The organism is Wolbachia endosymbiont (group A) of Dendrolimus pini, from assembly GCF_964026835.1.
Taxonomy (GTDB): domain Bacteria; phylum Pseudomonadota; class Alphaproteobacteria; order Rickettsiales; family Anaplasmataceae; genus Wolbachia; species Wolbachia pipientis.
Window position 1 is genome coordinate 459,329 of record NZ_OZ034702.1, and the last position, 26,099, is coordinate 485,427.

Genomic DNA, 26,099 nt, shown 5'->3' on the forward strand with positions numbered 1-26,099 from the left:
ATTTTTTACGAGGTTTCTTCTTGAATCTCTGAAAAGGTTTTGCCAGTACCGGCTAAAATTGCATCTCTTCCCGTGTATACTTGCCAACGTTTTATGGTTACATCTACAAATTTTGAATCTAGCTCTATTGTCCTACAAATTCTTCCTGTTCTCTCACATGCAATCAGTGTACTTCCAGAACCGCTAAATGGATCAAGTACTATGTCTCCTGATCTGCTGCTGTTTACTATTGCTCTCTCCATTAGCTCTACTGGCTTCATTGTTGGGTGCAGTGAGTTATGTATTGGCTTATCATAAAACCACAGATCACTTTGATTTCTACCGCCATGCCACTCACGTTTATTGCCGCTTTTCCATCCATAAAGCATTGCTTCGTATTGTCTTTGATAATCTGATCTTCCTAGCGTAAAGTGATTCTTCGCCCAAATGATAAAAGTTGACCATTTTCCTCCCGCTTCCTCAAATGCTTTTTGCAACGTTGAAAACTCTGATGATGATGCACAGATGTAAATTGCACCTTTAGTATATGCTAAAATATGAGTACAAATATCATAGAGAAAAAGCTCATACTTTTCACCTTGATTATCGTTTAGTATCTTTTTATCCTCTCTTTCTTGACTGCTACCATAATCAACGTTATATGGAGGATCACAAACAGTAATGTCTGCCATTTTATCATCTAACAGCGCTTTATATGATTCAACTACAGAGCTATCACCACAATAGATTCGATGATCACCTAAAATCCAAAGATCACCTGGTTTTGTTATTTCTACCCTTTTTTCATCACCAACCAAGTCAGAAAAATCTTCTTTTTCACTATCTAAATCATCAAGGAAATGTTGAACTTTTTCTAATTCAAATCCAGTCATTTTAAGATCAAACTGTAAATCTTCTAACTCTTGAATTTCTACTTTCAAAAGCTCATCATCCCACTTTGCCCAATTAGCTGATTGATTTGCCAGTAATCGAAAAGCTTTAGTTTGTGGTTCATTTAAATTATCACTTAAAACAACAGGAATACTTTCCATACCAAGTTTTCTTGCTGCTTTAAGTCTTAAATGACCATCAACCACAGTTCCATCGCTTTTTGCAACTATTGGTATACGAAAGCCGAATTCCCTGATTGAAGCACACATTCTATTTACTACATCATCATTTTTACGAGGATTACGCTTATATTCGACGAGGTTTTCAACAGGATAGTAGTGGATTGCTAAATTCATATCTTAATAATTAAAAAGTTAATATTCAAAATATCTCTGACGCTAAAGAAGGCCTGGGGTCGAACCCACCAAACCCGCCAATATGGCCGAAAGGACCCACTTTTTATGGATTTTTCATCTTATTAATATCTTTACTAATATAGAACATTAATGCCAAAGCATCGGCCTCATTATCATCTCTAGGTGAAAAACTTTTTTCACGTATCGCTTCAATAACTTCACTCTTACTTGCATTACCTTTGCTTGCTATAAAGCGTTTGATAGTTTTAACATTAACACCTTGGTAGGGAATATTGTTCTCTTCACACCAAGCAGATAGAACGGCAAGAAAACCGCCATAGCAATGGGCTGCATCAGTTCCAAGGTGTCTTCTCACTTCTTCAAAATACACTGCAGTGAACTCATGTTTCAAAGAATTAAGCCAATTACGAAAATTCAAGAAGCACATGCCACCTCCACTGAAACGGCTACCATGAAAACTTTTGCTCCCACTTTCAATTATTCCATCTGTTAGAATTGCCCAGCCCGTTTGTTTGCCGAGGTCCAGTGTTAGGATTGACATTTGCTATAATTTAAAACTATAAGTAGCACTGATTCCAAAATATCGTTTGGTTTCTGCAAAATACATTAGCAATTCATAGGTTTTTGTTGGCCAACAACGGAAATTCGAGAATCATGTGCTACTGCAGAAAGTTGTTTTCTTGTTATATATATTCACCAAAATTACGAAAACTGTTCACTTTTTTTTTGCAAAGGATAAAAATCGTGTTAGACTTAAACGGAGATTTGTTCTGCAGTAGTAAGATTACCGAAAATGCTATTTAATTAAATTTTAGAGGGTACTACGTGCGTTCTTTGGTGAATTGCTGTTGTTAATTATCTATAAAATCACATCTAGCTTTAAAACGAAGTTTTTACCTTATCTAAAAAAATACAAATCTACTCAATGTTTGTTTGCCGAGTTTCGGATTGACACTTAAAGTTTTTGTATTTGAAGCGCATCCACAAACTGCATCAATGCCCTTCTATTATAATATATATATACCGGATTTCTTACTACTTTTTCCGGGATTTTTTGAAAAAAAGTTAAAATAATTTCAAAACTGCTTACCAGCTAAAGAATAAAGTAGATAGTTCTCTATTTTTAGAGTTTTACAGTTGCTTGTCTTTTTTACAAATAACCTATATGCTATTTGAAGTAAGGTAGAGTAGATATGATAATAAATGAAAACGAAATTTTATTATATACAACTCCAGATGGAGATGTGAGAATTGATGTTTTGTATCGAGATGAAAACATTTGGCTTACACAAAAAAGAATGGCGGAGTTGTTTGATGTTAATATTAGAACAATTAGTGAGCATTTACAGAACATATTTGCTAGTCAAGAGTTAGATAAAGATTCAGTTATCCGGATTTTCCGGAATACTGCTGAAGATGGTAAACAGTACCCTACACAATTTTATAATTTGGATAGCTATTGGTTATCGAGTTAATTCTAACATTATTCAGAGTACGAGCTACAAAAGTTTTGAAGATCAAAGGATTTGTATTAGATAGCGAACGGCTAAAAAATGGCCCAAAGTTTGGCAAAGACTACTTCAATGAATTACTTGAAAAAATCAGGAGCCTCCGAACGTAGGTTTTACCAGAAGATTACCGACATTTATGCTGAATGCTCTGCAGACTATGATCCAAATTCAGAAATAACAAAACAATTTTATGCAAAAGTACAGAATAAATTATATTGATGGCCTGACTGCAGCAGAGCTCTCGAGTTGACCACAAAAAACCAAATATGGGGCTAACTACATGGAAAGATGGTCATGGCAGCAAGATTCATAAGAGTGATTGCAAAAAACTACTTGACTGAAAAAGAGTTGAGTGAACTAAATCATATTGTTTCGATGTATCTAGATTATGCGGAACTTCAAGCAAGAAAGCATCGGCTAATGAAAATGCAGAATTGGGTTGAAAAATTGGATGCATTTTTATTGTTCAATGATTATGAAGTGCTTAAAGATGCTGGTAAAGTTAGTGCTGAAGTTGCAAAAGCCCTAGCTGAAGGAGAATACCAGAGTTGTACAGACATGAATCTGATTTTGATGAATTAATTAAAGCAAGTAAAGAAAGTGAGAAAATAACTACAACAAAAACAAGCTTGTAGTTGAGCTATCTGTGTTTGACATCTTGCTTTTATTTTAATTTCAAGGGGGGTGAAAAATTGTCCCCACCCTTTACAAAGCCCCATATCTCTGCTTTTTATCTACCAATAATATAGTAGAAATTTTGTCTCCATTATACTAGATAAAATTGGAGACGTAAATAAATAAATTTAGATCTTTGTCTCCATTTTAAGCAGTTTACGAGCTCCATAGCTTATGTTTATGGCAGCAACTTTTTTCCTTTAGCTTCATTTACAAATTATTTATAGAGATTACCTAAAGACTCAACTTAAGAATTTTAGATAAAAGTCGTTATATCTCAATAAGACCTCCAAAACCAGCTCTTGTTTCACCTAAATTACAAAAACTTTTCACTTTTTTGAAAAAAATGTTTTACAACGAATAAAAAGCGTGATAGGGTACGATAAGGGTTTTTTTATAACAAGTAAAACTTTAAAGCAAGAAATAACTTAGAAATGCCTCATAATCGAGTTTTAAGCTACCCTACGTGAGTAACTTAGGTCTTGGTGGTATAATTGTACCCTGAGGTTGTAGAATCGCTTTAAAATCCAATTACGGTTCATTTGTTTTATCAGATAATTTTGAAAGAGAGCTTTATACGTATCCATAGCTTATTATTGTAGACTGGTTAGTAACCGAACAGAGTAGTATGTTTTAAAGTCATACTACTATATTATTATTATATAATAATAGGAAATTTTGGAAACTGGAGACTGGTCAAAACTCCTCAATACTCCTAAGCTTTTTGCCACCTAAACCAGATTACAGCTCAGAAATCTGTCAACCATTAAACCATTGAAAATCTAGCATTTTTTTACTACCAGAAAGTACCAGATCTCATAAACTGCACCAGATTCTGCCAAGACTGAAGAGTTCTGGAGTCTGAGAGCCTGTCTTCAAACTCAAGAATAGGCTAATTTGTGAAGCATAATAGTGATCATATTAAAGAAAATATTGTTTTTTGAGGTAAGAGGAGAATGCTCGTAATCTTTGCTCATGCGTCTAAAATTCAGGCAAAAGTTCTTTCAACAATCCAACGCTTAGGAATAACTTGAAATCCTGTATCAACTACTTTCTTGGTAATCGTTAACAAACATCCAGTTTCCAATAAACAGCGGTTTTGTAATTTACCCATATATCCTTGATCAGCAAAAAACTTACGTAGATTTGCACTTAGCTTGAGCAAAAAGATTTAGAGCACCATCACGATCTTGAATGCTTGCTCTGTGTACTTCAGCAGTAATTACAAGACCTGCAGTGTCTACAATAATATGGCGTTTCCTGCCCTTTATTTTTTTGCCAGCATCATACCCTCTGGATCCCCTTTTTGAGTAGTTTTTACTGATTGACTGTCAATTATTCCTACCGATGGAGTTTCTTTCTTACCAATTATTTTTCTTACTTTTTTAACTAGAAAATCGTGAATTTCTTGCCATATTCCACTTTTTTTCAAGCGCGAATCACAACTATACAAGGCTTTCCATGGTGGAAAATCTTTAGGTAGTTGTCTCCATTGACATCCTGTTCTCATCACATAGCGGATTGCGTTAATAATTGTTCTAATATTATGTTTTCTTGCTCTAACGGTCTTTTTAGGTTCAAAATATGGCTCTATTATCTTCCATTCTTTGTCACTTATATCGCTTGGATACATTTTAAATATATCTTATAACACACTTCTTATCTCCTTTCTACTTAGTTTGAAGACAGGCTCTGAGATAATCAATATACTTCGTAAGTAACCTTATTACTGTAAATGATATAGAAGAGATCTAATTATAGTAAAGCCAAATGTTTGAATCTTCAACTGGCATAATACTGCCATATTCTGGCGATTTATAATCGGTTGGTAAAATCTTCTCATATACTGTAATATCCTTATTTAGTTGGTTTGTAACTTTCTTTTCCATATCTTCAACACAAAGTATCCCATACTTACTTCTTTCAGCATTTTTATCATTCCTGTTAAACTTAATGTAACCTTTTGCAGCAAGAACATCAATGCGTTCACGAATGGAGTTTTTACTACCAAGACCTGCTTTATTTTCAAATACCTCACAGAATGTATTGATTGTATATACTTTCCCTCTATTTCTCGCCTCGTCGTAAATTAATTGCAGTATAATATCATATCTACGAGAACGCTCTGCATCTAATTTTTGTCCATAATCTTTATGTATCAGTCTCTGTGACTCATAATCAAGTATTTGCCAGCAGTTATCGATTTTATCAACACATTTTGATGGAATAGCATGACCATTACGTAATTCAAACATCAGTTGACGACTACTTTGCCGTTCATCTGGCTTAAACATTATCATTCCTGTAGTATAAAAGCTTCTTAACGAACCAGCACCACTGAAACTCTGAAAAGGATCTTCTTCTAATGATTTCTTTTGCATCTTCTTCGTGTGATGTACTAAAATGACTCCTGCATTCGGATTAACTAACGCTCTCAATTTTTCAACTCTTTCTTGCAGGAAAAATAGCATAGCATTGTTATCATTTTCACTACTGTTCTCGCCAGCATCAAAAACGTTACGTAGTGGATCAATAGCTATAACATCAACGATATTTGAACCAAATGATTTCTTTATTTCACCAAGAACTTCATCTATACTATCATCATTTAAGAGTAGCTTTGTTTGAGGTGTAATGACTAAGTTATCCAAAGCAATCTCAAGCAGTTCTTCATTGATTTTTAGTTGCTGTAGACGTTCACGCATATAGTGATAGCCAATTTCAGTTTGAAGATAAAAGATCCTCAAAGGCCTTTTAGGTACCATATCAAGAAATTGAACTCCTGCTGCCATGTAAATTAGCCAAGAAATTAAAAAGTCACTTTTTCCTACTTTAGGTGCTCCAGCAAACACTAAAAGTCCACTTGGAGTTAAAATTCGAGGAGCAACTATATCTTCTGGCATCGGTGATTTATCGTTAAAGTATTGCCTTGCAGAAAATGAAATCAAACTTTTTGTACTTAGAGTATTAGTAGTAAGTGCAGTTGAAGCTAAAAATTCTTTAACATTTATTCCTTCCTCTACACAATCAGCAGCATCCCAGCCTTTTGTTTTATTTTGTGGAATATTAAGAACAACAAGTGATTCAACTCCGATTTCTAAAAGCTTTTTTTCAGCATTTTTAGCATATTTCTTACCTGCTTCATCATTATCTGGCCATATAATAATGTGTTTACCTTTTAGCGGAGTCCAATCAGTTTTCTCAATAGGTGCATTTGCTCCAGACATCGCTGTTGTTGCAGTTATTCCCTTCTCTATCAGAGCTTCTGCACATTTTTCCCCTTCCACCAGAACAATTTTATCAGACTTTAAGATTTCTGGAATATTATATAGAGGCCTTATTTCTGGTGATGCAAACTTAGATTGTTTGATATCAAAAGGCTTGTATACTTTTTTCTTTCCAGGAGGATCAGAACGATAAACTTTTACAATCACCTGACCATTTTCATCATAATAATTCCAACTTTGGGTAATGAATTTCTCAAAGTCTTCATCAACATATTGTTTCTCTCTGTATTTTTTATTATTTCCGAGCCATTCACTTATTGAAGCTATTACCTCAGGAAACTCTGTCCTTGCATTCTTTCTATGTACAGCTGCCCAAAGGTCGATAATGTCACCACCTTCTCCAGTTGCAAAATCATTCCATAACCCGGCTCTACTGCCACTTAGTTCTACTCTTAAACTTTTTCCTTTATTACCCCATATATCACCTACTTGAAACTCATTTTTGTGAAAAGTTCCGTTAGGTAGCAAGTACAAAAGACAAGATCTTAAGTTTAATAGAAGTTGTGCTTTAAGTTCTTGAACATTGTATGAATCACTCATGAAATTACCTGTAAGTTGAAAGTCTTGTTCTATATATTCACCGGATTTACAAAAACTGTTCAGTTCGTAGGTGCATTGTCTGATCAAAGTTTTGAGTGTCTGAGGTTTGAAAAAAGATTCCAGGTTTTCAGAGGGTAAAAAACTCACGATTGTCTGAGGTATTTTTTTCATGTCCTACAATATTTACTAAGAAAGTTTCATCCTTAAGTCTTTCATTTAAGGACACATCTTATGAAATCTCGAAACTCTTATTCAGGTATTGATCCTAAAGTTGTTAATTTAATAAAATTTTACGCAAAATATTATAAATCGCTTACTGATCAAGATATTGAAGACATAGAACAAGACCTCTTCTGTGAGTTTCTTTCATGCATAGATCAGTATGATAAAACTAAGGGCAGTCTTTCAACTTTTGCTAAGCAAGTTGTTAAAAATCGTATTAATAATCTAGTCCGTAAACACTCACGTACTACTCCTAAACTTGAAAATAATGTGCAACAGGAAAGTTACTGTTTTGAAGATGAAGCGATACTACGTATTGATGTTGAGCAAATTATTTCAAAATTACCAAAGAAGTGGCAAGTTTTATGTGAACAATTAAAACACCACAGCATTGCTGAAGTTGCAGATATGAACAATATATCACGGACTACTTTGTATAACATACTCAAGAAAATGCGATCTAAATTTGCACCTGTTTGCAGAAAAAAGCATAAGAAAAATTGAACAGTTTTTTGAAATTTGGTGAATTTATATATAGTGGCAAATTAAGGTAAAAGCATGAAAATAATAAACAGCAAAGAAAGAGCAAAACTGATCACAGGTGTGAAGGTAGTAATCTTTGGACCTTATGGGATCGGCAAAACCAGTCTGCTCAAAACCCTCGATGAATCAACAACACTTTGCCTTGATTTTGAAGCAGGACTTCTAGCTGTACAAGACTGGAAAGGAGATTCAACTGAGATTCGCACTTGGAATGAGGCCAGAGACATTGCTTGCCTAATTGGTGGTCCTAATCCTGCATTAAAACCTGATCAAGCATATAGTCAAAGACACTATGAGCATGTATCTGGCAAGTACAAAGATCTTCTTTCTGAAGTTTCTAAATATCGATGTATTTTCATTGATAGTATAACTGTTGCATCACGTTTATGTCTTTTATGGGCAAGAATGCAACCTGAGTGTTTTTCTGATAGATCGGGAAAAGAAGACAAAAGAGCTGCCTATGGATTACTTGCGCAAGAAATGATGGCCTGGCTCAATCAGTTTCAACATATCAGAGACAAAGACATCATCATAGTTGGCACATTAGGTCAATATCTCGATGACTGCAATCGTCCAACTTGGCTACCTCAATGTGAAGGTGCTAAAACCGCAAGTGAAATTCCTGGGATAGTTGACGAAGTAATCAGTATGGTTGGAATCAAGAAAGATGATGGTACAGAGAGACGTTCATTTGTCTGTCAGACTATTAATACTTGGGGATACCCTGCTAAAGATCGCAGTGGCTGCCTGAATATGGTTGAAGAACCTCATTTGGGTAAATTACTTGCGAAAATTAAAGCCAAAACCTTGGCTCCTATTATTTAATTAAAAATTAATGAGGGCAAAGCTCATGTTGATGGCTATGAGATTGAACTTCCTCACAGTATTCGTGTTTCTTTTGATGAAGATCCGGATATAAAATCAGTTGAATCAGAACCACATACTTTTCAGCCAAATAGCCAAAGAGTAATGGAACTGAAGGTTAATGATTTTCCAATAAGTGAAATTAAAAAAGTAGATATAACTGTTCAAAAAACCATTACCATTACTCATGGTTCATATTCTGGAGCTATTGATCCGATACCTGATTCTGCAGTACTTGAGATTATTCAAGTTAAACAAGGCAATGTTATTTATGAAAATAGTATAGATTACAAACTAAACGCAGGAAACGTTGATTGGTCATTACCCGGCAAAGAACCAGCTCCTGGAAGTAGTTATCAAATAACCTATCGCTGCCGCACTCATGTAAGCCCTGGAGATATAAGTGAAGAGGGATGTAAAGTAAGAGGTGCAGTTGATAACAGCTTGGTTCTGGTTGATTACACCTGGAAAATGCCCCGCTATGATTTAATTACTATCGATAGCAAAGGAGTGGTAAGAAGAATAAAAGGAATTTCCCACCCTTGGCGACCATCAATGCCTAAAGCACCTAGCGGACAACTTTTGCTCTGCTACATTCATCAGACGTGGAAAAACGGAGAAAAAGAAGGGGTAAAAATAGTGAATAATGCTATTCATGCTGTACCGATGAATGAGCTTGAAGCAATGAAAAAAGGAATAAATGATCTTTATGCTCTTGTTGCACAGGAGCGTTTACGCAATGATGCAAATTCAAGAGAACCTACAACGAAAAAAGGAGTATTTGTTGATTCGTTCTTTGATGATGATATGCGTGATCAAGGAATTTCGCAGTCTGCAGCAATAGTAAATAGAGAGCTAGTTCTGCCAATAGATGTAGAAGTTGCAGATATTGAAAAAGGTGGGGAAAGATATCTTTTGCCTTATAAACTTGAACCGGTACTGGAGCAGCTTTTACAGACCAAAGGAGAAAAGATCAATCCATATCAAGCTTTTGATCCAGTCCCGGCACAAATTACTCTAAATAAAAACATTGATCACTGGACGGAGGTAAAAACAAATTGGAAAAGTCCAGTAACCAGAGTATTTAATGTTAAAGAAACGACAGAGCTGCTGTCAAGTACCTCATACGAAACTGAATTTATGCGAGAAGCAACTCAAAATTTTGAGATTGAGGGTTTTGCAACTGGTGAAAAGCTTAAGGAATTAAAGTTTGATGGAATTTTTATTCAACCTCAAGCATAGAAAATATTTGAAAGAAAAACATGATCGCAACATTTATTGCTGATAACAGAGGAAAAATAAAAGGAAGATTTACTGTACCAAGAAACATTCCTGCTGGGACTAAGTTAGTGCAGTTCTTCGGTGATAAAGGCAGTTATGGAGAAGCAACGTACACTGGTAAAAAAACAATTACCATAGAGGAAAGAAGAAGAGTGATCGCAGCAAGAAGAGTTGATCCTTTAGCGCAAACATTTACTCTAAATGAAAGTAGGCACATAGGAGGCGTGGAACTATGGTTTGTAAATAAAGGCAAAAAACGTGTTGTTGTGCAGATTAGAGAAACAGCAATGGGAATGCCCTCGCAGACTGTCATTGCTGAAAGCTATATTGAGCCAAAAGATATAAAGATAGATGGCACAGCAACACTTATAGAGTGGTCACCAGTGTTTTGCCATGCAGGACAAGAGTATGCAATAGTGCTACTCACTGATGATGCAGATACTGCAGTAAAAATAGCAGAACTTGGCAAATATGATGCAGTAAATAGCCGTTGGGTAACAAGTCAACCATATCAAGTAGGAGTATTACTATCATCAAGCAATGCAAGTACTTGGACACCACATCAAAATTTAGATTTAACGTTTCGATTACTAGCTGCAAAATTTAGCGAAGTTTCTCACATTATTGATCTGGGTAAAGTTACTGCAAATAATGTATCAGATTTAATTGTTTTGACGAACGTCGAAAAAGTAGCATTTGATACCAATGTGGAATTTATCTTAACAGATGAAGAGGGAAAAGAGAACTTTTTGTCTGATAATTTGCCACTTGCACTGCGTGAAAGATTATCTGGAGAGCTAACAGTAAAGGCAAATTTAAAAGGGTCAAAAGAAAAAAGTCCGGTTCTCTATCCTGGGTTACAGTTAGTTATGGGTAATATAGGGGAAAAAGGAGATTATGTTACAAGAAGTATTACAGCAGGAGCTAACACCAAGATCACCATAACATATGATGCGCTAATACCTGGCACTGCAGATGTAAAAGCATATGTGCAAAAAAATGTGGATTGGCAATTAGTCAATTTAACATCAGGAAAACCAATTGGAGAAAATTGGGTAGAGAGAACTCATGTGCTGACAAACTTTAATGGCAATGAAACAAGGATAAAATTAGTTTTAAGTGGAACAGTTGTTTATCGCCCTAAGGTAAAAAATCTCAGAGTGATTGTCACATAATGACTGTTGACCAAACCAAACGAGGATATCCACTGCCTCATCCAGAAAATATTGCTGTGCAGGATGTTGTTCGTATCCGTATCACAATTGAGAAAATAGATGAAGATATTACCGAAAGAGAAGATGAGCATAATCAACTAAAAAATAATTTTAAACGATTTAGATTTGAAACTTTTTTGAATTTTTGGGAATGAAAGAAGCAATAGAAGCGTTACATCAAAGGATAAAGGATTTAGCAGCAAACAGCACACCTGATCAACTGGCATATCTTGCAAAATCACTGGAATTGATAGCAGATAAAAAAGCTATTGCTGACATTGTGCAGATGACTGAAGTAAAAGGAATAATTGATGCACTACAAAAAAGACTTAAGGATTTAGCAGAAAACAGTACTCCAGATCAACTAGCATATCTTGCTAAAGCACTGGAATCAATAATCGGCAAAAGTTCAGTTTCTGAAATTGTACAGATGACAGATGGTAAGCTAAAAGAACTTCTTGATAGTGCAAAAAAACACTTAACTGATCTGGATAATAAAAAAGCTAGTTCTTTAGCAGTGATCTCTGAATCAGAGAAGCAGTTATTAAAGAGAATTGATGAAAAAGGAACAACAAATTTATCGCTACTTGATACAAGAAAGAATGCCAATATTGCAGCAATAAACAGTGTTGGCGATGATCATAAAGATGGTCTTAAAGGTTTAGTGAATAACTTCCGTACTGTTAATGATGTACCAAGTGGCTCATCAATCATGAAAGAAGTAAGAAATCGTCATATGATTGAACCTGGAGCATTACCTTTTTTATTTGGTGTACTAAGTAGAAAAAATAATTACTTTGGCCACGGAACTTTTACAACTGAGCTTGGTCAGTGGAGTAGTGATGTAACAAAAACAGACTATATGCTACAACTACTAGCAGGTACTCACACATATGATACAAGCTATGTTAGTTTTTATCGGCCAAGACAACTCAGTTTTTTAGAGGGAAGCAAAGGTACATTTATCTATGGAGAATTATACCCAAGATTCATGTATGATGGATTTTCTGAGCAATTCAATATGCTGAAATACCCTTATGCTGCATTGGGAGTAATATTCGTAAAAAACACAAGCAATGTAGATATAAGTAAAACTCTAAACTTTGTTGGATCTGCAATGTGGTATAAAGATGAAGTTAATTATGGAGGAGCAGGATTATTTATAGGTACACCTGATAAAACTAATACAAGGAAGTCAGAGATTTCGAGAATTACTTGGACACGTATTTACCAGCATGAAATTAGCAGTCCTGAATTTATTGCATCAGGTAACATAATCATTCCAGCAGGAAAAACCGTTACAGTGTTACTTTATACGTCATCTAATCTTCACTCAGAAGGTGAAAGAGTTGGTGAGACACCTGAGTTCTTTGCAAGTGAGCACACGTATAGCACAATCTATGGTCAATTTATTCAGTGGGGAATATATAACTTTCGCAGCAATTTTCTGACTACAGGACTTGAAATAGATGTAGAGAGAACACTAAGAGCGTGGCAATGCCCAGGATTAGATGCCACTCATAAAATTTGGAATTAAAAACGGAGAAAACCAATGCCAATTTATATTAGATTTGAACATAACAAACAAGTAGAAACAACAACGCTTGAAAGTAAGCCAACTGGAAATGATTGGTATGAAGCGCCAAAGAATTTCGACTGGCAAAAGAGTTATCAGTTAACAGAAGGAGGAGAAATTGCTCAGCGTACTAAAGAAGATATACAAAAGGAGTTACTGGATAATGCGAAGCTTTGTGCATTTGATAGTATGCGTTTCTATTATGATAATCATACTCACCAATATGCAGGTTATTCTCACCAAAAAGCTAAATCTTATGAGATTCAAGCGGAAGCCGCAAAAAGCATTCTAGCAGCACCAGAATCTATAAGTAAAAAGGATACAGAAATTATAGAACCATTAGCAAAAGTCCGTGGTATTACAGTTATTGAAATGGCAAGGATAATCGAGGAAAAAGCAAAGAAAGCAGTAAAAGCAATAATGAAATGTGAAGAGCTTGAAGATTTAGCCAAGAGAAAGATTGAAGAAGCTAAAAGTGAAGTAGAGCTACAGGCTTTGCTCAATGATTTTAAACAAAGAATGCAAGAAAGTTAAAAAAAAATGCCAGAAGAATTTTTATCAACTATGTTTTTTTAAAAATTTTTTATTTGTGTAATTCTATAACTTTGTTCAATCATGTGGGCAATAAAAACCCGTTTGTCGTAGAAATAGAATTTTATGTCAAACAGCTACTGCCTCAATGAATATTGTGAATAAGTACTTTAAGTCTGTGTGAGCGTACTTATTCACAATATTCATTGACCCATTTCAGTTACTGCTGTGTAAATTTTAAATATGCAAATTAATTGCTTCTTTAAGCCTGGCATTGGCAATAACTATAATTTTACGCATTAGAGCTGTTATAGCTACCATCTTCTTCTTGCCACTTTCAACAAGCTTAGAATAAAAGGCACCAAGTGCAGATTTGGACTTTGCAGCAGCCATTGCAGCCGTAAAAAGCTTTCTACGGACATTACTTCTACCACCCGTTATTCTTCTGTAGCCAATAGTTTTTCCACTTTCTTTTGGATGCGGTGCAACTCCAGCGAGACTTGCAACCTCTTTTTTGTTTAAATGGCCAAGCTCTGGCATCAGACACACAAAGTCTTGAGATAATTTTATACCTATTCCTGGTACTGTTCTTATGATTTTTTGGCGCTTTTGTAACTCTGGATTTCCATCAATAATTTTTTGTATAGAATCGTTGAGTTCATTTATCTGATTGTTAAAAAAGTCAACAGCCTTTTGGCAACTTTCTTTTATATAGTCGTTTTCAGGTGCTGCTAATCTACATTTCTCTTGAACTCTCATTTGCGTAATGTCATCACGACGTTGGCAAAGTGCGACTAAGGTTGTTTGTTCCTTTGACATAGGCACAAATAGAGATAGAGTACTATAGCGTTCAAATCCATATTGGGCAAGGGTTCTTGCATCTGATTGATCAGACTTTGCTAAAGTTCCATGAGATAAGGTAAAACTTTTTACTTTGCGAGTATTAGCTCGATGTATAGCAACATTCTTACCAACAAGAAAATGTGCTAAGCCAAGCTCATATTTTCCTGTATTTTCCAAAGTTACAAAAGCATTAGGTAGAATATTTGAAAATTCTTGAAACAATTGTTGCCAACCAGCAGAATTATTATCAAACTTGATAGTGTTCTTTTGGTTGTGCACTGCAGCAACATTTTTAAATTTTCCGATGTCAATGCCAATAAAATTTTGATAAGATGTAATCATAATAATCTCCGATAGTTTAATTAATTTAAGGTTGTAAACGGGTGCATAAATATGTCCCATGCAACTATTCAAACGTATCGAGAGATAGGGCTGGTGTACCTTGATAAAAACGGTTGTAGAACACCAACACGGAGACGGTAGCACATGCCCATAATAGCCCTATTCCTATAGTGAGTAGGGTTATCTTTCTCTCTTATTTATTTATATCATATGTTTAACTTACAACACGGAGTAAATGTTATTGAGGTAACCTCAGGAGCAAAGACAGTACGTACAGCTAAATCATCAGTGATAGGTATAATTGGTACTGCACCTGAAGCAGATGAGCAAAAATTTCCGCTAAATAAACCAGTGTTAGTTGCAGGAAGCTTTAAAGAAGCGGCAAAACTTGGCAAAAAGGGAACTCTTTTTTCAGCAATAACTGGAGTATTTACCCAAATTGGTGCAACAGTTATAGTAATTAGAGTTGAAGAGAGTGAAAACATCAATCCAAAATTAAAAGAAGAAGAGACGCTGAAAAATATAATTGGCGGTGTTGATAAAGAGACTGGAGAGTATCAAGGGATAGAGGCATTCCTCAGTAGTGAAAGCATAGTTCATGTTGCTCCAAGAATATTAATTGCACCTCAATTTACTCACCAACTACCAGAAGATGGCAAAAATCCAGTGGTTGCAGCATTAATTCCTATAGCAGAAAAGCTGAGAAGCATAATAGTAGCAGATGGACCAAATACTAATGATGAAGAAGCAATAAAATGGAGAAAAAGTGTAGGCAGCTCAAGAGTTTACGTAGTTGATCCATGGGTGAAGGTACTTATTGAAGGAAAAGAAGAAATCTTGCCATCGAGTCCATTTGTAGCTGGTTTAATAGCTAAGATAGACAGCGAGCAAGGCTTCTGGCACTCACCTTCAAATAAAGAGATAAATGGTATTGTTGGAACAAGCAGGCCTATTGATTTTACGCTCGGTAATATAAATTGTAGAGCAAACCACTTGAATGAAAATGAAGTAACAACGATAATTCATCAAAATGGCTATAGGCTTTGGGGAAATAGAACATGTTCAAATGACTCAAAATGGGCTTTTTTGTCAGTGAGAAGGACTGCAGATTTAATCAATGATAGTTTACTTAGGGCTCATTTATGGGCAGTTGATCGCAATATCACAAAAACTTATATAGATGATGTGATTGAGGGGGTGAATTCTTATTTGGCTAATTTAAAAGCGCAAGGAGCAATTATCAGCGGAAAATGTTATGCAACCCCAGAACTCAATACACCGGCAAATATTGCAAGCGGGAAAGTGTCTTTTGATTTTGAGTTCACGCCACCATATCCGGCTGAGCAAATAATATTCAGATCACATCTTGTAAATATAAGTTAGGAGAAAGCAAAGTGTTACCGAAAATACTGAGAAATTTTAATGTATTTGTAGATGGCCGTGGTTATGCAGGAAAAATAGATGAAATAACCTTGCCGAAGCTTACCATAAAAACCGAAGAGTACAGAGCTGGTGGTATGGATATCCCAATAAATATTGACATGGGCATGGAAAAGCTTGAAGCAGACTTTACTTTCGCTGAGTATGATTCAGAACTATTTAGACTTTTTGGCTTGATAGATGGAAATTCGGTATCTTTAACGCTCCGTGGAGGAATGCAAGGGAGTGGTAGTAATGATATTGAAGCAGTAATAATCAATTTAAGAGGCATTTTTAAAGAGTTTGATTTTGGTAACTGGAAACCTGCTGAAAAAGCAACGCTGAAGTGTACTGTAGCTGCTCATTACTATAAACTTACTATAGGTGGTAATGAGTTAATAGAAATCGATGCTGAAAATATGATTAGAAAGATAAATGGTGTTGATCAGATGGCACTACTTCAAACGGTGCTTGGAATATGAAGATTTTTAGAATTCTATTTTTTAGATGTTGATCAAATAGTTACAACATTTTACAAGATTTTATTTTTTATAGGAGAATTTTATGCAAACTATAACACTAAACAACCCAATAACAGTTGATGGTATTTCTGTCTCAGAACTTACCGTTAGACGTCCAAAAGTTAGAGATTATCTAGCTATTGAGAGACTTAATGGTAGTGATCTAAGTAAGGAAGTAACTTTGACTGCCAATTTGACATCAGTTGCAAAAGAAGCGATTGAAGAGTTAGATATTGCTGATTATGTGAAAGTGCAAGAGGTATTAAAGGATTTTTTTTCACCAGTTATTCAAAGGACTTGAGGTCAGAAGTATTAATGTTCAGCTCTGTTGTAGGGGGCGGGGTTGAGCAAATACTTGAAATGGAAATTAATGAATTTATCCTATGGAATGAAGCAGCGAGGAAGGTACAATGTCAACGTTATCTATAAAAATTGGAGCAGTCCTAGATGGCAGCTTTAATACTGCAATAAAGGGAAGTAGCAGTCAGCTTACTCGTCTTGGTGAAAATATCAGACAGCTTGATTCATCTTTAAAATCAGTATCTAAATTTAAACAATTGGGTTCTGATGTATTTGCTGCCAAGAAATCCTGGAAAGGTTTCGAGGATCAGGTAAAATCCTTAGCTCAACAGATAAAAGCAGTGGAAAAACCAAGCAAAACTTTGAAAGCTGAATTTGATAAGGCTAAAATTTCTGCAACGAAAGCAAAAGATGCATATTTAAAAAAGAGAGATTCATTGCACTCATTAAATGAGGAAGTCAGAAAAAGTGGAAAAAATATTAAGTCCTTAGTGAGTGATCAATATAAACTTGGCTCGTCCATTGAAGTATTAAAGGGTAAATATAGTAAACTTGGGTCTGTAATACGTAGTCATCAGAGTTTTTTAGCAAGTAAGGCACATTTTAAGTCACAAATCATAGAGACAGTTGGGCTTGGACTCTCACTTGCAGCTCCAATTAAGGTTGCTATTGATTTTGAGAGTGCCATGGCTGATGTAAAGAAGGTGGTAAAATTTACAAAAGATAAAACCAAAGATGAAGCATCAGAATTTGCTCAAGAACTCAAAAAATTATCTCGTGAAATACCATTATCAGCTGCAGGATTAGCACAAATAGCTTCAAGTGGTGGCCAACTTGGTATTGCTAAAGATGATCTAATAAAATTTACAACAGTAGTTGCTAAAATGACTACAGCATTTGATATGTCAGCGGAAGAAGCTGGTAATGCTATAGCAAAAATCTCTAATGTTTATGGGATTGGAGTTAACGATATGGAAAATGTAGGTAATATAATAAACCATCTCTCAGATAATACCGCAGCTAAAGCAAAAGAAATGGTTCTTACACTAAATAGAATTGGAGGTAATGCAAAACAATTTGGTTTAGATATTGGTCAAGCAAGTAGCTTAGCAAGTGCTCTAATAAGCTTAGGTAAACAACCTGAAAAAGCAGCAACTGCTATAAATAACTTTCTCAGTAGTTTACAGACTGCAAGACAGCAAAGTCCCGAATTTCATAATGCATTAGATGAGATAGGAACAAGTGTAGAGGAACTTGAACAAGCTATTAAAAAAAATCCTCAAGAGGCAATACTACAATTTCTTGAAACATTGGAGAAAATAGATAATCAAGAGCGTGCAGGTATTCTTGTGAACCTATTTGGTGGAGAATTTCAAGATGATATTGCTCTTTTAGTAGGAAGTTTAGACACTTATAAGAAAGCTATTGCACATTTAGCTGATAAAGAAAAATATAACGCTTCAATGCAGGAGGAGTTTAACAATCGTGCAAATACTACAGCTAATAAATTGCAACTCCTTTGCAACGCAATAGCAGAGGTTGGTATGAATTTAGGTTCAGTGATGTTACCCACTTTAAAGTCCATAGCTGAGTTCTTACAAGAAAAAACTAGATATATAGCAGAGTTTGCAGAAAAATATCCAACTTTAACCATAGCAATCATGAGTACCATAGCAGCTTTAATAAGTTTAAAAATTGCAGCAGTAGGACTAGGTCTTGTCGACATAAAAAAATAGTGATATAGAGTACTCTTTATTAATAGGTAAAGAGAATGCTATATGATTTAAAAGATGAGCAATGGGAGAGAATAAAAAACCATACGCGTCAAGTTAAGAGATTGTGAGCAAATTTAGAGAGGTTAAAGTGGATACTCTAGCCCTTCTACGTTTGTCTTTTAATGAAAATCGCGACCAAGTTATAGTGAGTTTTTTAAGAAATGCTTTTAAACTATTAATTTTGGTTAATACTAAAAATAACTCTCTAACCCGCCTTTTTAGCTCAATAAATGCCTTTGTTAAGCTAAGTTCTGTATTCTTTTTCACTTCTGTGCAACCAACTATGCCGTGAAATATAAGAATTGCGCACAATTTAGCATATAGTTCACATAATACTCTGCATGGCTTTCCTTTTAGCTTATCAAGCCTGATATGGCTTTTATACAATTTAAATAATAACTCAATTTGCCACCTTACTCTGTAAATCGTTAATACTTGCTCAGCACTAATTTTATTTTCTGGAACATTAGGTCTTGTCGACATAAAAAAATAGTGATATAGAGTACTCTTTATTAATAGGTAAAGAGAATGCTATATGATTTAAAAGATGAGCAATGGGAGAGAATAAAAAACCATACGCGTCAAGTTAAGGAAATAAAGGTATGAAAGAGATAGAATAATAAGGTATAAGTTCTCCCAGATATACTTTTAGTGAGAGAACCAATGAATAAAATAACTTGCTTATCAAAAAAGCTCAAAGAATTTTTTAATGAAAAAGCAGAGAAAATCTCAATTACAACAAGGTTTATAAAAAGAAAGAGAAAGCTAAAAGGTTCATCATTCGTAAAAGCCATGGTCTTGGGTAATATAGGAGTTGATAATTGTAGCGTAGAAACAATGTGTCAATTACTAAACGAGGACTCGATAGATATAACAAAACAAGGTTTGGATTTTAGATTTACTGAAGAAGCAGTGGAATTTATGAAAAGGATGTATAATGAATCTGTGATTCTCTTTAAAAATATCTTGCAAGTTGATTGCAAAATCTTACAGCAATTTAATAGTGTTAAATTATTGGACAGTAGCTATATTACTCTACCTAACAGTATGGAAGAGATGTATAAAGGTTATGGTACTAGCTACAGTGGCTATGAAAGCAATACTAAGTCTGGAATAAAGTTACAATTAGTTTTCGACTACATGAATCAGATAATAGACCAACTTAATTTAACGGAGGGGGTAAGATCAGACCAGGGATATAGGAAACATTTAAGTAATATATTAAGCAATGATTTGCTAATATCTGATCTCGGTTATTTTGTGCCAAGTTCTTTTAAACAAATCAATGAAATAGGAGCTTATTTCATAAGTCGTTATAAATCCGATACCAACATATATGATGTAGAAACAAATCAAAAAATGGAGTTATTAGAATGTTTAGAGGATAAGTTATTTTTAGAAAACGAGGTATTGTTAGGAAAAGAAGCAAAAATTAGAGTAAGAATTATATGTCAGAAACTAACTGAAGAACAGTCTATGGCCAGAAGAAGGAAAGCTAATAGATTAGCAAGATCGCAGGGATATACATCCTCTAAAAGAAATCAAAAATTGTTGAACTGGTCAATATTTATAACTAATGTTCCAGAAAATAAAATTAGTGCTGAGCAAGTATTAACGATTTACAGAGTAAGGTGGCAAATTGAGTTATTATTTAAATTGTATAAAAGCCATATCAGGCTTGATAAGCTAAAAGGAAAGCCATGCAGAGTATTATGTGAACTATATGCTAAATTGTGCGCAATTCTTATATTTCACGGCATAGTTGGTTGCACAGAAGTGAAAAAGAATACAGAACTTAGCTTAACAAAGGCATTTATTGAGCTAAAAAGGCGGGTTAGAGAGTTATTTTTAGTATTAACCAAAATTAATAGTTTAAAAGCATTTCTTAAAAAACTCACTATAACTTGGTCGCGATTTTCATTAAAAGACAAACGTAGAAGGGCTAGAGTATCCACTTTAACCTCTCTAAATTTGCTCACAATCTCTTAACTTGACGCGTATGGAATAAAAAACAGTCTGCCAGGTAAGGAAGGAGATAGAGGAAGAAGCGCAAAAGATAACAGGAGATTCGTAGCTGCAATAATGTGGATAGGTAGAACCATACGCGTCAAGTTAAGAGATTGTGAGCAAATTTAGAGAGGTTAAAGTGGATACTCTAGCCCTTCTACGTTTGTCTTTTAATGAAAATCGCGACCAAGTTATAGTGAGTTTTTTAAGAAATGCTTTTAAACTATTAATTTTGGTTAATACTAAAAATAACTCTCTAACCCGCCTTTTTAGCTCAATAAATGCCTTTGTTAAGCTAAGTTCTGTATTCTTTTTCACTTCTGTGCAACCAACTATGCCGTGAAATATAAGAATTGCGCACAATTTAGCATATAGTTCACATAATACTCTGCATGGCTTTCCTTTTAGCTTATCAAGCCTGATATGGCTTTTATACAATTTAAATAATAACTCAATTTGCCACCTTACTCTGTAAATCGTTAATACTTGCTCAGCACTAATTTTATTTTCTGGAACATTAGTTATAAATATTGACCAGTTCAACAATTTTTGATTTCTTTTAGAGGATGTATATCCCTGCGATCTTGCTAATCTATTAGCTTTCCTTCTTCTGGCCATAGACTGTTCTTCAGTTAGTTTCTGACATATAATTCTTACTCTAATTTTTGCTTCTTTTCCTAACAATACCTCGTTTTCTAAAAATAACTTATCCTCTAAACATTCTAATAACTCCATTTTTTGATTTGTTTCTACATCATATATGTTGGTATCGGATTTATAACGACTTATGAAATAAGCTCCTATTTCATTGATTTGTTTAAAAGAACTTGGCACAAAATAACCGAGATCAGATATTAGCAAATCATTGCTTAATATATTACTTAAATGTTTCCTATATCCCTGGTCTGATCTTACCCCCTCCGTTAAATTAAGTTGGTCTATTATCTGATTCATGTAGTCGAAAACTAATTGTAACTTTATTCCAGACTTAGTATTGCTTTCATAGCCACTGTAGCTAGTACCATAACCTTTATACATCTCTTCCATACTGTTAGGTAGAGTAATATAGCTACTGTCCAATAATTTAACACTATTAAATTGCTGTAAGATTTTGCAATCAACTTGCAAGATATTTTTAAAGAGAATCACAGATTCATTATACATCCTTTTCATAAATTCCACTGCTTCTTCAGTAAATCTAAAATCCAAACCTTGTTTTGTTATATCTATCGAGTCCTCGTTTAGTAATTGACACATTGTTTCTACGCTACAATTATCAACTCCTATATTACCCAAGACCATGGCTTTTACGAATGATGAACCTTTTAGCTTTCTCTTTCTTTTTATAAACCTTGTTGTAATTGAGATTTTCTCTGCTTTTTCATTAAAAAATTCTTTGAGCTTTTTTGATAAGCAAGTTATTTTATTCATTGGTTCTCTCACTAAAAGTATATCTGGGAGAACTTATACCTTATTATTCTATCTCTTTCATACCTTTATTTCCTTAACTTGACGCGTATGGAATAAAAAACAGTCTGCCAGGTAAGGAAGGAGATAGAGGAAGAAGCGCAAAAGATAACAGGAGATTCGTAGCTGCAATAATGTGGATAGGTAGAACAGGAGCAACATGGAGAGCATTGCCGGCTGAGTATGGAAAATGGTCAAGTGTACATAAACGTTTTATAAGGTGGGCAAAATCTGGTGTTTGGCAGATGATTTTCAACACATTAGCTGTTAATGGAGACACAGAGTGGCTCATGATAGACTCAACAATAATCAGGGCACATCAACATGCTGCTGGTGCAAGAAAAAAATGTGGAAACTGGTAGACAAGAACAAGAGCTGGGACGGTGCAAAGGAGGATTTTCAAGCAAATTACACGCTGCTTGTGATGCTTTGGGCAACCCACTGAGATTCTTTGTTACTGCAGGGCAAAGATCGGATTACGTAAAAGCTTTAGACCTGATAGAAGGCAAGAACATGGAGGCACTTATTGCCGATAAAGGGTATGACGCAAATTATATGATTGAGGCTGCAGAAGCTGTAAATGCTGAGCCAGTAATCCCACCGCGTTCCAACAGAAAAACACCAAGAGAATATGACAAAGAATTGTATAAAGAGAGAAACTTAATCGAAAGGATGTTCAACAAAATCAAGCACTTCCGCAGAGTTGCTACACGCTACGACAAATTGGCCATAGCTTTTCTGTCTTTTGTTCACATTGCTGGCATTTATCTTTGGTTAAAATAAATGTCGACACTGCCTAGTGTGGATGGTTGAATGGGTGCATGAAATCCATGTAGGCAAGTCAATATTTTCAGGCGGAGTTACGCCACATGTTATCGAAATAGGTAAAGCACATGTTAGACCATAATTTTGCGATTGCAGAGCTAAATAGGAAGTTAGCGAATATTATCCGTATTGGGCTTATTAAAGAAGTAGATTATGAAAAGGCAAGAGTAAGGGTAAAGGTAGGGGAATTTTTAACGGATTGGCTTCCGTGGATAACGGCAAGAGCAGGAGAAGATAGAAGTTGGTTTGCGCCGAATATTGATGAGCAAGTAGTAATATTTTCGCCATTAGGTGAACTATCGTTAGGAGTTATTTTGGCTGGAATATGGCAACAAAAATACCCTGCTCCGGAAAGCAAAAAAGAGGTAGATTGTTTTTTATTTGAAGACGGAACAAAAATATCATATGACAAGAAAAACCATCATTTGGAAGTATCTGTAGTTGATAAGATTACTTTTAGGGTTGGAGAATCAAGTGTGAAGATTACCAAGAGAGGCATAAAACTCAAAGCAAAGAGAATCGACCTTAATTAAGTATGGCTAAAGCTGTGGTTTGTATAGGGGATTATTGTAGTGGAATACCGGCACATGTTTGTATGAGTGGTAGTAACGACGTTTTTGTAAACGGTAGATCTGTGTGTCGAAAAGGAGATATCTTAACTCTAGGGGAGAAACTAACTCAGGGATCAAACAGCGTATTTGTTAATGATATTGGCATAACAAGAACCGGTGACTTGGCATCGTGTGGTTTTCATGTAATGAGTATTAGCAAAAATGTATTTGCGAGCTAACAATGAAAGGGATGAGCAAAGAAACAGGTAAAGAATTAGAAGGAATAGAACATCTGAAACAATCAATAATTGATATACTGACCACACCGATAGGATCACGTGTTATGAGAAGAGAGTATGGTTCCCGATTGTTTGAATTAGTAGATCGGCCAATAAATCGTGATTTTACGTTAGAAATTTATGCGGCAACAGCGGAAGCACTAGAAAAATGGGAAAAAAGATTTAAGTTAGAAAAAGTAAAAATTACAGAAGTGAAAGAAGGAAAGGTCAATATTTCATTAGATGGTATTTATCTACCAAATGGGAAAAATATTCATTTTGAAGGAATTGTAGTATAAAGATGGAGCAGCCAAATATTATCGAACCACTGAACTTTGAAGAGATTTTTTCGCGGATGAAAGAAGAATTAGTAAGTCGTGATGAAAGTTTTACGGCATTAGTAGAAAGTGACCCAGCAATAAAGATTTTAGAAGTAGCAGCATGGCGAGAACTTTTGCTGAGAGAAAGAATAAACGAAGCGGTAAAAAGTAATTTACTTAAGTTCGCAGGAGGAGAAGACTTAGATCGTTTAGCTGAGTTTTACGGAGTTGAGAGAGAAAAAGAAGAAGATGACGAACGATTTAGAAAAAGAATCAAGGCAAGAATAGTTGGCTCAAGCACTGGAGGAAATTATAGGTTTCAAGCACTCTCAGCAGATAGTAGAGTAAAGGATGCGCTAGTTGAATCAAAAGTGCCAGGAAGTGTAGAGATCTCGATTTTATCCACGGAGTTATCCACAAATGGCATAGGGTCTGAAGAACTACTTGATATTGTAAGAAAGCGAGTCACCAGGGATGATATAAGGGTATTAACAGATACGATAACAGTAGTTGGTTGCAATATTATTGAAATAGATATTCACAGCAGAATTAGTATTAAAAAACCAGACATTATTGAAACAGTGAAGAAGAAATTTATAGAAAAATTTGAAACAACGAAAAGATTGGGATGGAAGGTGACAAGATCATGGATTATAGCGAATTTGTTCGTAGAAGGAGTAGAAAACGTAGAATTAATAGAGCCAAGAGAGGATGTTGTGGTATTGGGGAATGAGTGTGCTGCCTTAAGAAGTTTAAATGTTGAGTTGAATTAATGCTATTACCACCAAATGCAACAAAACAAGAAAAAGCGCTGGTTGATGCAGTAGATTACAAAGTAGATCCTGGTTGTATCAGAGGGTTTAAATTTAGCCCAGGGGAAAAAGTATTACCATGGATAATTGAAGAGTACGGGCTGGGAGAAATCCTGCATTGGGTAACAGACAAAAGAAAAGCGATAAAAGAAGGGATAAAATTTCAAAGACTGCGTGGCACACCAGAATCACTTAAAATAGCATTAAAATGGGCAAATATAGAAGATATTACGATCATTGAAGAACCACCCGGTAAACACTTTTTTGAGTTGCAGGTAGGGATAAGAGATGTACCGTTCGTAGATGCAGTAGTAGAACTAGCAAAACTATCATTGCCAGCAAGATCGAGGCTAATGAGGCTTTTCAATGACCACTATAATATTGGAAGATTTATTTTAGATGAAAGCTTTTTTGGCAGTTTGTTATCGGATTATTCAGGGGTAAAAATAGAAAAAGATGGACCAGTATTATCATTTGGAAGAGTAAATTTTTTCAGGTCTAATGGTCCAATTATTAGGATTGTAGAAAACTATCTACGCGATCATTATGAACGAGCTTTGAGCAATGATATATATCGCCTAGATGTAGCAATACTTGGAGAAACCGAGCCTCATACTAAGAACTATAACGGTATTTATGAACGAAATCATTTGTGGTATAACTTCAAAGCGCTATACCCTTTACCACAGAGCTTACTACCGGCAATTAAGTTTGCTAAAGCGCAGATAGTATTATCGGACAGTTGGAGTTTAGGAGAAATAAACGCATGTTTTCCGGTTACGAGTACAAAAGAAGAAGGGAGCAAGTTTTTACTAGGAAGTGATAAACTATCTGAACAACTGTGGAATTTAAAATACAAGCCAATTTTAGAAAGGTTTAGCGTTACTCACCACTACAAGGTAGAAGATTTTACCAACCAAAAAGTTATAAGATTTGGTTTAGCAGAACACAATGTTCATTTTGAAAGCGATTTAAATTCAGAGCAAAAGGATTCAATACATGAACCGGAAAATTACATTTTAGTGTTTTACCCAGGTGTACTAACGTGGCACGAACATCGACATTTGAACAGAAGTTGGGAAGAAAAACAGGTCATATGTTTAATGAGTTAAATATATATACTTATATCTTCATACACTACATTAACA

25 protein-coding genes and 4 pseudogenes are annotated in these 26,099 nt (G+C 35.0%); 20 read left to right on the forward strand and 9 right to left on the reverse strand.

What is annotated here, in order from left to right:
- Positions 1 to 5: 5 nt before the first annotated feature.
- Positions 6 to 1,226 (reverse strand): DNA modification methylase, encoded by a 1,221-nt coding sequence (locus tag AAGD66_RS02140; protein WP_341814514.1) that lies wholly within the window; start codon positions 1,224 to 1,226, stop codon positions 6 to 8.
- Positions 1,227 to 1,329: 103 nt separating this feature from the next.
- A complete protein-coding gene (locus AAGD66_RS02145; protein WP_341814515.1) occupies positions 1,330 to 1,788 on the reverse strand; it encodes a Holliday junction resolvase in 459 nt (152 codons plus the stop codon).
- A 652-nt stretch (positions 1,789 to 2,440) separates the two neighbouring features.
- On the opposite strand from AAGD66_RS02145, the gene AAGD66_RS02150 reads away from it, so the two are divergent.
- Positions 2,441 to 2,722, forward strand: a complete 282-nt coding sequence (locus tag AAGD66_RS02150) for a hypothetical protein (RefSeq protein WP_238580394.1) — start codon at positions 2,441 to 2,443, stop codon at positions 2,720 to 2,722.
- Between the two features lie 35 nt (positions 2,723 to 2,757).
- Positions 2,758 to 3,340, forward strand: a pseudogene (gene rhuM / locus AAGD66_RS02155) (RhuM family protein).
- Between the two features lie 1,081 nt (positions 3,341 to 4,421).
- On the opposite strand, the gene AAGD66_RS02160 reads toward rhuM, so the two are convergent.
- The 4 genes from AAGD66_RS02160 to AAGD66_RS02170 all read right to left on the reverse strand — a co-directional run bounded on the left by AAGD66_RS02160 (position 4,422) and on the right by AAGD66_RS02170 (position 7,260).
- The gene (locus AAGD66_RS02160; RefSeq protein ID WP_264374893.1) at positions 4,422 to 4,598 is read right to left on the reverse strand and encodes a hypothetical protein; all 177 of its coding nucleotides are present in this window, start codon (positions 4,596 to 4,598) and stop codon (positions 4,422 to 4,424) included.
- Positions 4,570 to 4,758, reverse strand: a complete 189-nt coding sequence (locus AAGD66_RS06980; protein WP_405197551.1) for a transposase — start codon at positions 4,756 to 4,758, stop codon at positions 4,570 to 4,572. Before AAGD66_RS06980 ends, AAGD66_RS02160 begins: the two co-directional genes overlap by 29 nt.
- A complete protein-coding gene (locus tag AAGD66_RS02165; RefSeq protein WP_264374894.1) occupies positions 4,701 to 5,066 on the reverse strand; it encodes a transposase in 366 nt (121 codons plus the stop codon). Before AAGD66_RS02165 ends, AAGD66_RS06980 begins: the two co-directional genes overlap by 58 nt.
- A gap of 118 nt (positions 5,067 to 5,184) precedes the next feature.
- Positions 5,185 to 7,260: an AAA family ATPase gene (locus AAGD66_RS02170; RefSeq protein WP_341814557.1), complete on the reverse strand. Its 2,076-nt coding sequence runs from the start codon at positions 7,258 to 7,260 to the stop codon at positions 5,185 to 5,187.
- Positions 7,261 to 7,491: 231 nt separating this feature from the next.
- Here AAGD66_RS02170 and AAGD66_RS02175 point away from each other — a divergent pair, with 231 nt between their 5' ends.
- The 7 genes and pseudogenes from AAGD66_RS02175 to AAGD66_RS02205 all read left to right on the forward strand — a co-directional run bounded on the left by AAGD66_RS02175 (position 7,492) and on the right by AAGD66_RS02205 (position 13,494).
- Positions 7,492 to 7,986, forward strand: a complete 495-nt coding sequence (locus tag AAGD66_RS02175; protein WP_264374896.1) for an RNA polymerase sigma factor — start codon at positions 7,492 to 7,494, stop codon at positions 7,984 to 7,986.
- Positions 7,987 to 8,040: 54 nt separating this feature from the next.
- A complete protein-coding gene (locus AAGD66_RS02180; RefSeq protein WP_264374897.1) occupies positions 8,041 to 8,850 on the forward strand; it encodes an ATP-binding protein in 810 nt (269 codons plus the stop codon).
- A 6-nt stretch (positions 8,851 to 8,856) separates the two neighbouring features.
- Positions 8,857 to 10,131: pseudogene (locus tag AAGD66_RS02185) on the forward strand (DUF4815 domain-containing protein); the annotation flags it as partial.
- Positions 10,132 to 10,151: 20 nt separating this feature from the next.
- Positions 10,152 to 11,345 carry a hypothetical protein gene (locus tag AAGD66_RS02190; protein WP_341814516.1) on the forward strand — a complete coding sequence of 398 codons (1,194 nt, stop codon included), beginning with the start codon at positions 10,152 to 10,154 and terminating at the stop codon, positions 11,343 to 11,345.
- Positions 11,345 to 11,539 (forward strand): hypothetical protein, encoded by a 195-nt coding sequence (locus AAGD66_RS02195; RefSeq protein ID WP_264377106.1) that lies wholly within the window; start codon positions 11,345 to 11,347, stop codon positions 11,537 to 11,539. The genes AAGD66_RS02190 and AAGD66_RS02195 overlap by 1 nt, the downstream gene beginning before the upstream one ends.
- Positions 11,536 to 12,921 (forward strand): hypothetical protein, encoded by a 1,386-nt coding sequence (locus AAGD66_RS02200; protein WP_341814517.1) that lies wholly within the window; start codon positions 11,536 to 11,538, stop codon positions 12,919 to 12,921. The genes AAGD66_RS02195 and AAGD66_RS02200 overlap by 4 nt, the downstream gene beginning before the upstream one ends.
- Before the next feature lie 15 nt (positions 12,922 to 12,936).
- On the forward strand, positions 12,937 to 13,494 hold the full coding sequence (locus tag AAGD66_RS02205) for a hypothetical protein (RefSeq protein ID WP_341814518.1): 558 nt from the start codon (positions 12,937 to 12,939) through the stop codon (positions 13,492 to 13,494).
- 234 nt (positions 13,495 to 13,728) lie between these two features.
- Here AAGD66_RS02205 and AAGD66_RS02210 read toward each other — a convergent pair whose 3' ends face one another.
- Entirely contained in the window at positions 13,729 to 14,676 is a 948-nt protein-coding gene (locus AAGD66_RS02210) for an IS110 family transposase (RefSeq protein ID WP_214303303.1), read from the reverse strand.
- A gap of 210 nt (positions 14,677 to 14,886) precedes the next feature.
- Between AAGD66_RS02210 and AAGD66_RS02215 the strand changes: the two genes are divergently transcribed.
- From AAGD66_RS02215 to AAGD66_RS02230, 4 genes are all read left to right on the forward strand, one after another.
- Positions 14,887 to 16,059, forward strand: coding sequence for a phage tail sheath subtilisin-like domain-containing protein (locus AAGD66_RS02215; protein WP_341814519.1), 1,173 nt, complete (start codon positions 14,887 to 14,889; stop codon positions 16,057 to 16,059).
- An 11-nt stretch (positions 16,060 to 16,070) separates the two neighbouring features.
- Positions 16,071 to 16,577: a phage major tail tube protein gene (locus AAGD66_RS02220; protein ID WP_341814276.1), complete on the forward strand. Its 507-nt coding sequence runs from the start codon at positions 16,071 to 16,073 to the stop codon at positions 16,575 to 16,577.
- 82 nt (positions 16,578 to 16,659) lie between these two features.
- Positions 16,660 to 16,917, forward strand: a complete 258-nt coding sequence (locus AAGD66_RS02225; protein WP_250777628.1) for a phage tail assembly protein — start codon at positions 16,660 to 16,662, stop codon at positions 16,915 to 16,917.
- A 109-nt stretch (positions 16,918 to 17,026) separates the two neighbouring features.
- Positions 17,027 to 18,652, forward strand: a complete 1,626-nt coding sequence (locus AAGD66_RS02230) for a phage tail tape measure protein (RefSeq protein ID WP_341814520.1) — start codon at positions 17,027 to 17,029, stop codon at positions 18,650 to 18,652.
- Positions 18,653 to 18,745: 93 nt separating this feature from the next.
- On the opposite strand, the pseudogene AAGD66_RS02235 reads toward AAGD66_RS02230, so the two are convergent.
- Positions 18,746 to 19,159: pseudogene (locus AAGD66_RS02235) on the reverse strand (transposase); the annotation flags it as partial.
- Positions 19,160 to 19,354: 195 nt separating this feature from the next.
- Between AAGD66_RS02235 and AAGD66_RS02240 the strand changes: the two are divergent.
- Positions 19,355 to 20,680 (forward strand): IS4 family transposase, encoded by a 1,326-nt coding sequence (locus AAGD66_RS02240; RefSeq protein ID WP_264339118.1) that lies wholly within the window; start codon positions 19,355 to 19,357, stop codon positions 20,678 to 20,680.
- 123 nt (positions 20,681 to 20,803) lie between these two features.
- Here AAGD66_RS02240 and AAGD66_RS02245 read toward each other — a convergent pair whose 3' ends face one another.
- Positions 20,804 to 22,129: an IS4 family transposase gene (locus tag AAGD66_RS02245; RefSeq protein ID WP_264339118.1), complete on the reverse strand. Its 1,326-nt coding sequence runs from the start codon at positions 22,127 to 22,129 to the stop codon at positions 20,804 to 20,806.
- 92 nt (positions 22,130 to 22,221) lie between these two features.
- Between AAGD66_RS02245 and AAGD66_RS02250 the strand changes: the two are divergent.
- The 6 genes and pseudogenes from AAGD66_RS02250 to AAGD66_RS02275 all read left to right on the forward strand — a co-directional run bounded on the left by AAGD66_RS02250 (position 22,222) and on the right by AAGD66_RS02275 (position 26,063).
- Positions 22,222 to 22,948: pseudogene (locus tag AAGD66_RS02250) on the forward strand (IS5 family transposase).
- 110 nt (positions 22,949 to 23,058) lie between these two features.
- Positions 23,059 to 23,523, forward strand: a complete 465-nt coding sequence (locus AAGD66_RS02255) for a phage baseplate assembly protein V (RefSeq protein ID WP_174515619.1) — start codon at positions 23,059 to 23,061, stop codon at positions 23,521 to 23,523.
- Between the two features lie 2 nt (positions 23,524 to 23,525).
- Complete coding sequence (locus AAGD66_RS02260) at positions 23,526 to 23,780, forward strand: PAAR domain-containing protein (RefSeq protein ID WP_174515618.1); 255 nt, start codon at positions 23,526 to 23,528, stop codon at positions 23,778 to 23,780.
- A 2-nt stretch (positions 23,781 to 23,782) separates the two neighbouring features.
- Positions 23,783 to 24,118, forward strand: a complete 336-nt coding sequence (locus AAGD66_RS02265) for a GPW/gp25 family protein (RefSeq protein WP_264724210.1) — start codon at positions 23,783 to 23,785, stop codon at positions 24,116 to 24,118.
- A 2-nt stretch (positions 24,119 to 24,120) separates the two neighbouring features.
- Positions 24,121 to 24,912 carry a baseplate J/gp47 family protein gene (locus AAGD66_RS02270; protein WP_341814521.1) on the forward strand — a complete coding sequence of 264 codons (792 nt, stop codon included), beginning with the start codon at positions 24,121 to 24,123 and terminating at the stop codon, positions 24,910 to 24,912.
- Positions 24,912 to 26,063, forward strand: coding sequence for a phage tail protein (locus AAGD66_RS02275; RefSeq protein ID WP_265024626.1), 1,152 nt, complete (start codon positions 24,912 to 24,914; stop codon positions 26,061 to 26,063). The genes AAGD66_RS02270 and AAGD66_RS02275 overlap by 1 nt, the downstream gene beginning before the upstream one ends.
- Positions 26,064 to 26,099 lie beyond the last annotated feature (36 nt).

Excerpts from the sequence above, each read along its gene's own strand:
- AAGD66_RS02140 (WP_341814514.1), bottom strand. The coding sequence starts at position 1,226 with ATGAATTTAGCAATCCACTACTATCCTGTTGAAAACCTCGTCGAATAT.
- AAGD66_RS02145 (WP_341814515.1), bottom strand. The coding sequence starts at position 1,788 with ATGTCAATCCTAACACTGGACCTCGGCAAACAAACGGGCTGGGCAATT.
- AAGD66_RS02150 (WP_238580394.1), top strand. The coding sequence starts at position 2,441 with ATGATAATAAATGAAAACGAAATTTTATTATATACAACTCCAGATGGA.
- AAGD66_RS02165 (WP_264374894.1), bottom strand. The coding sequence starts at position 5,066 with ATGTATCCAAGCGATATAAGTGACAAAGAATGGAAGATAATAGAGCCA.
- AAGD66_RS02170 (WP_341814557.1), bottom strand. The coding sequence starts at position 7,260 with ATGAGTGATTCATACAATGTTCAAGAACTTAAAGCACAACTTCTATTA.
- AAGD66_RS02175 (WP_264374896.1), top strand. The coding sequence starts at position 7,492 with ATGAAATCTCGAAACTCTTATTCAGGTATTGATCCTAAAGTTGTTAAT.
- AAGD66_RS02180 (WP_264374897.1), top strand. The coding sequence starts at position 8,041 with ATGAAAATAATAAACAGCAAAGAAAGAGCAAAACTGATCACAGGTGTG.
- AAGD66_RS02190 (WP_341814516.1), top strand. The coding sequence starts at position 10,152 with ATGATCGCAACATTTATTGCTGATAACAGAGGAAAAATAAAAGGAAGA.
- AAGD66_RS02195 (WP_264377106.1), top strand. The coding sequence starts at position 11,345 with ATGACTGTTGACCAAACCAAACGAGGATATCCACTGCCTCATCCAGAA.
- AAGD66_RS02200 (WP_341814517.1), top strand. The coding sequence starts at position 11,536 with ATGAAAGAAGCAATAGAAGCGTTACATCAAAGGATAAAGGATTTAGCA.
- AAGD66_RS02205 (WP_341814518.1), top strand. The coding sequence starts at position 12,937 with ATGCCAATTTATATTAGATTTGAACATAACAAACAAGTAGAAACAACA.
- AAGD66_RS02210 (WP_214303303.1), bottom strand. The coding sequence starts at position 14,676 with ATGATTACATCTTATCAAAATTTTATTGGCATTGACATCGGAAAATTT.
- AAGD66_RS02215 (WP_341814519.1), top strand. The coding sequence starts at position 14,887 with ATGTTTAACTTACAACACGGAGTAAATGTTATTGAGGTAACCTCAGGA.
- AAGD66_RS02225 (WP_250777628.1), top strand. The coding sequence starts at position 16,660 with ATGCAAACTATAACACTAAACAACCCAATAACAGTTGATGGTATTTCT.
- AAGD66_RS02230 (WP_341814520.1), top strand. The coding sequence starts at position 17,027 with ATGTCAACGTTATCTATAAAAATTGGAGCAGTCCTAGATGGCAGCTTT.
- AAGD66_RS02240 (WP_264339118.1), top strand. The coding sequence starts at position 19,355 with ATGAATAAAATAACTTGCTTATCAAAAAAGCTCAAAGAATTTTTTAAT.
- AAGD66_RS02245 (WP_264339118.1), bottom strand. The coding sequence starts at position 22,129 with ATGAATAAAATAACTTGCTTATCAAAAAAGCTCAAAGAATTTTTTAAT.
- AAGD66_RS02255 (WP_174515619.1), top strand. The coding sequence starts at position 23,059 with ATGTTAGACCATAATTTTGCGATTGCAGAGCTAAATAGGAAGTTAGCG.
- AAGD66_RS02260 (WP_174515618.1), top strand. The coding sequence starts at position 23,526 with ATGGCTAAAGCTGTGGTTTGTATAGGGGATTATTGTAGTGGAATACCG.
- AAGD66_RS02265 (WP_264724210.1), top strand. The coding sequence starts at position 23,783 with ATGAAAGGGATGAGCAAAGAAACAGGTAAAGAATTAGAAGGAATAGAA.
- AAGD66_RS02270 (WP_341814521.1), top strand. The coding sequence starts at position 24,121 with ATGGAGCAGCCAAATATTATCGAACCACTGAACTTTGAAGAGATTTTT.
- AAGD66_RS02275 (WP_265024626.1), top strand. The coding sequence starts at position 24,912 with ATGCTATTACCACCAAATGCAACAAAACAAGAAAAAGCGCTGGTTGAT.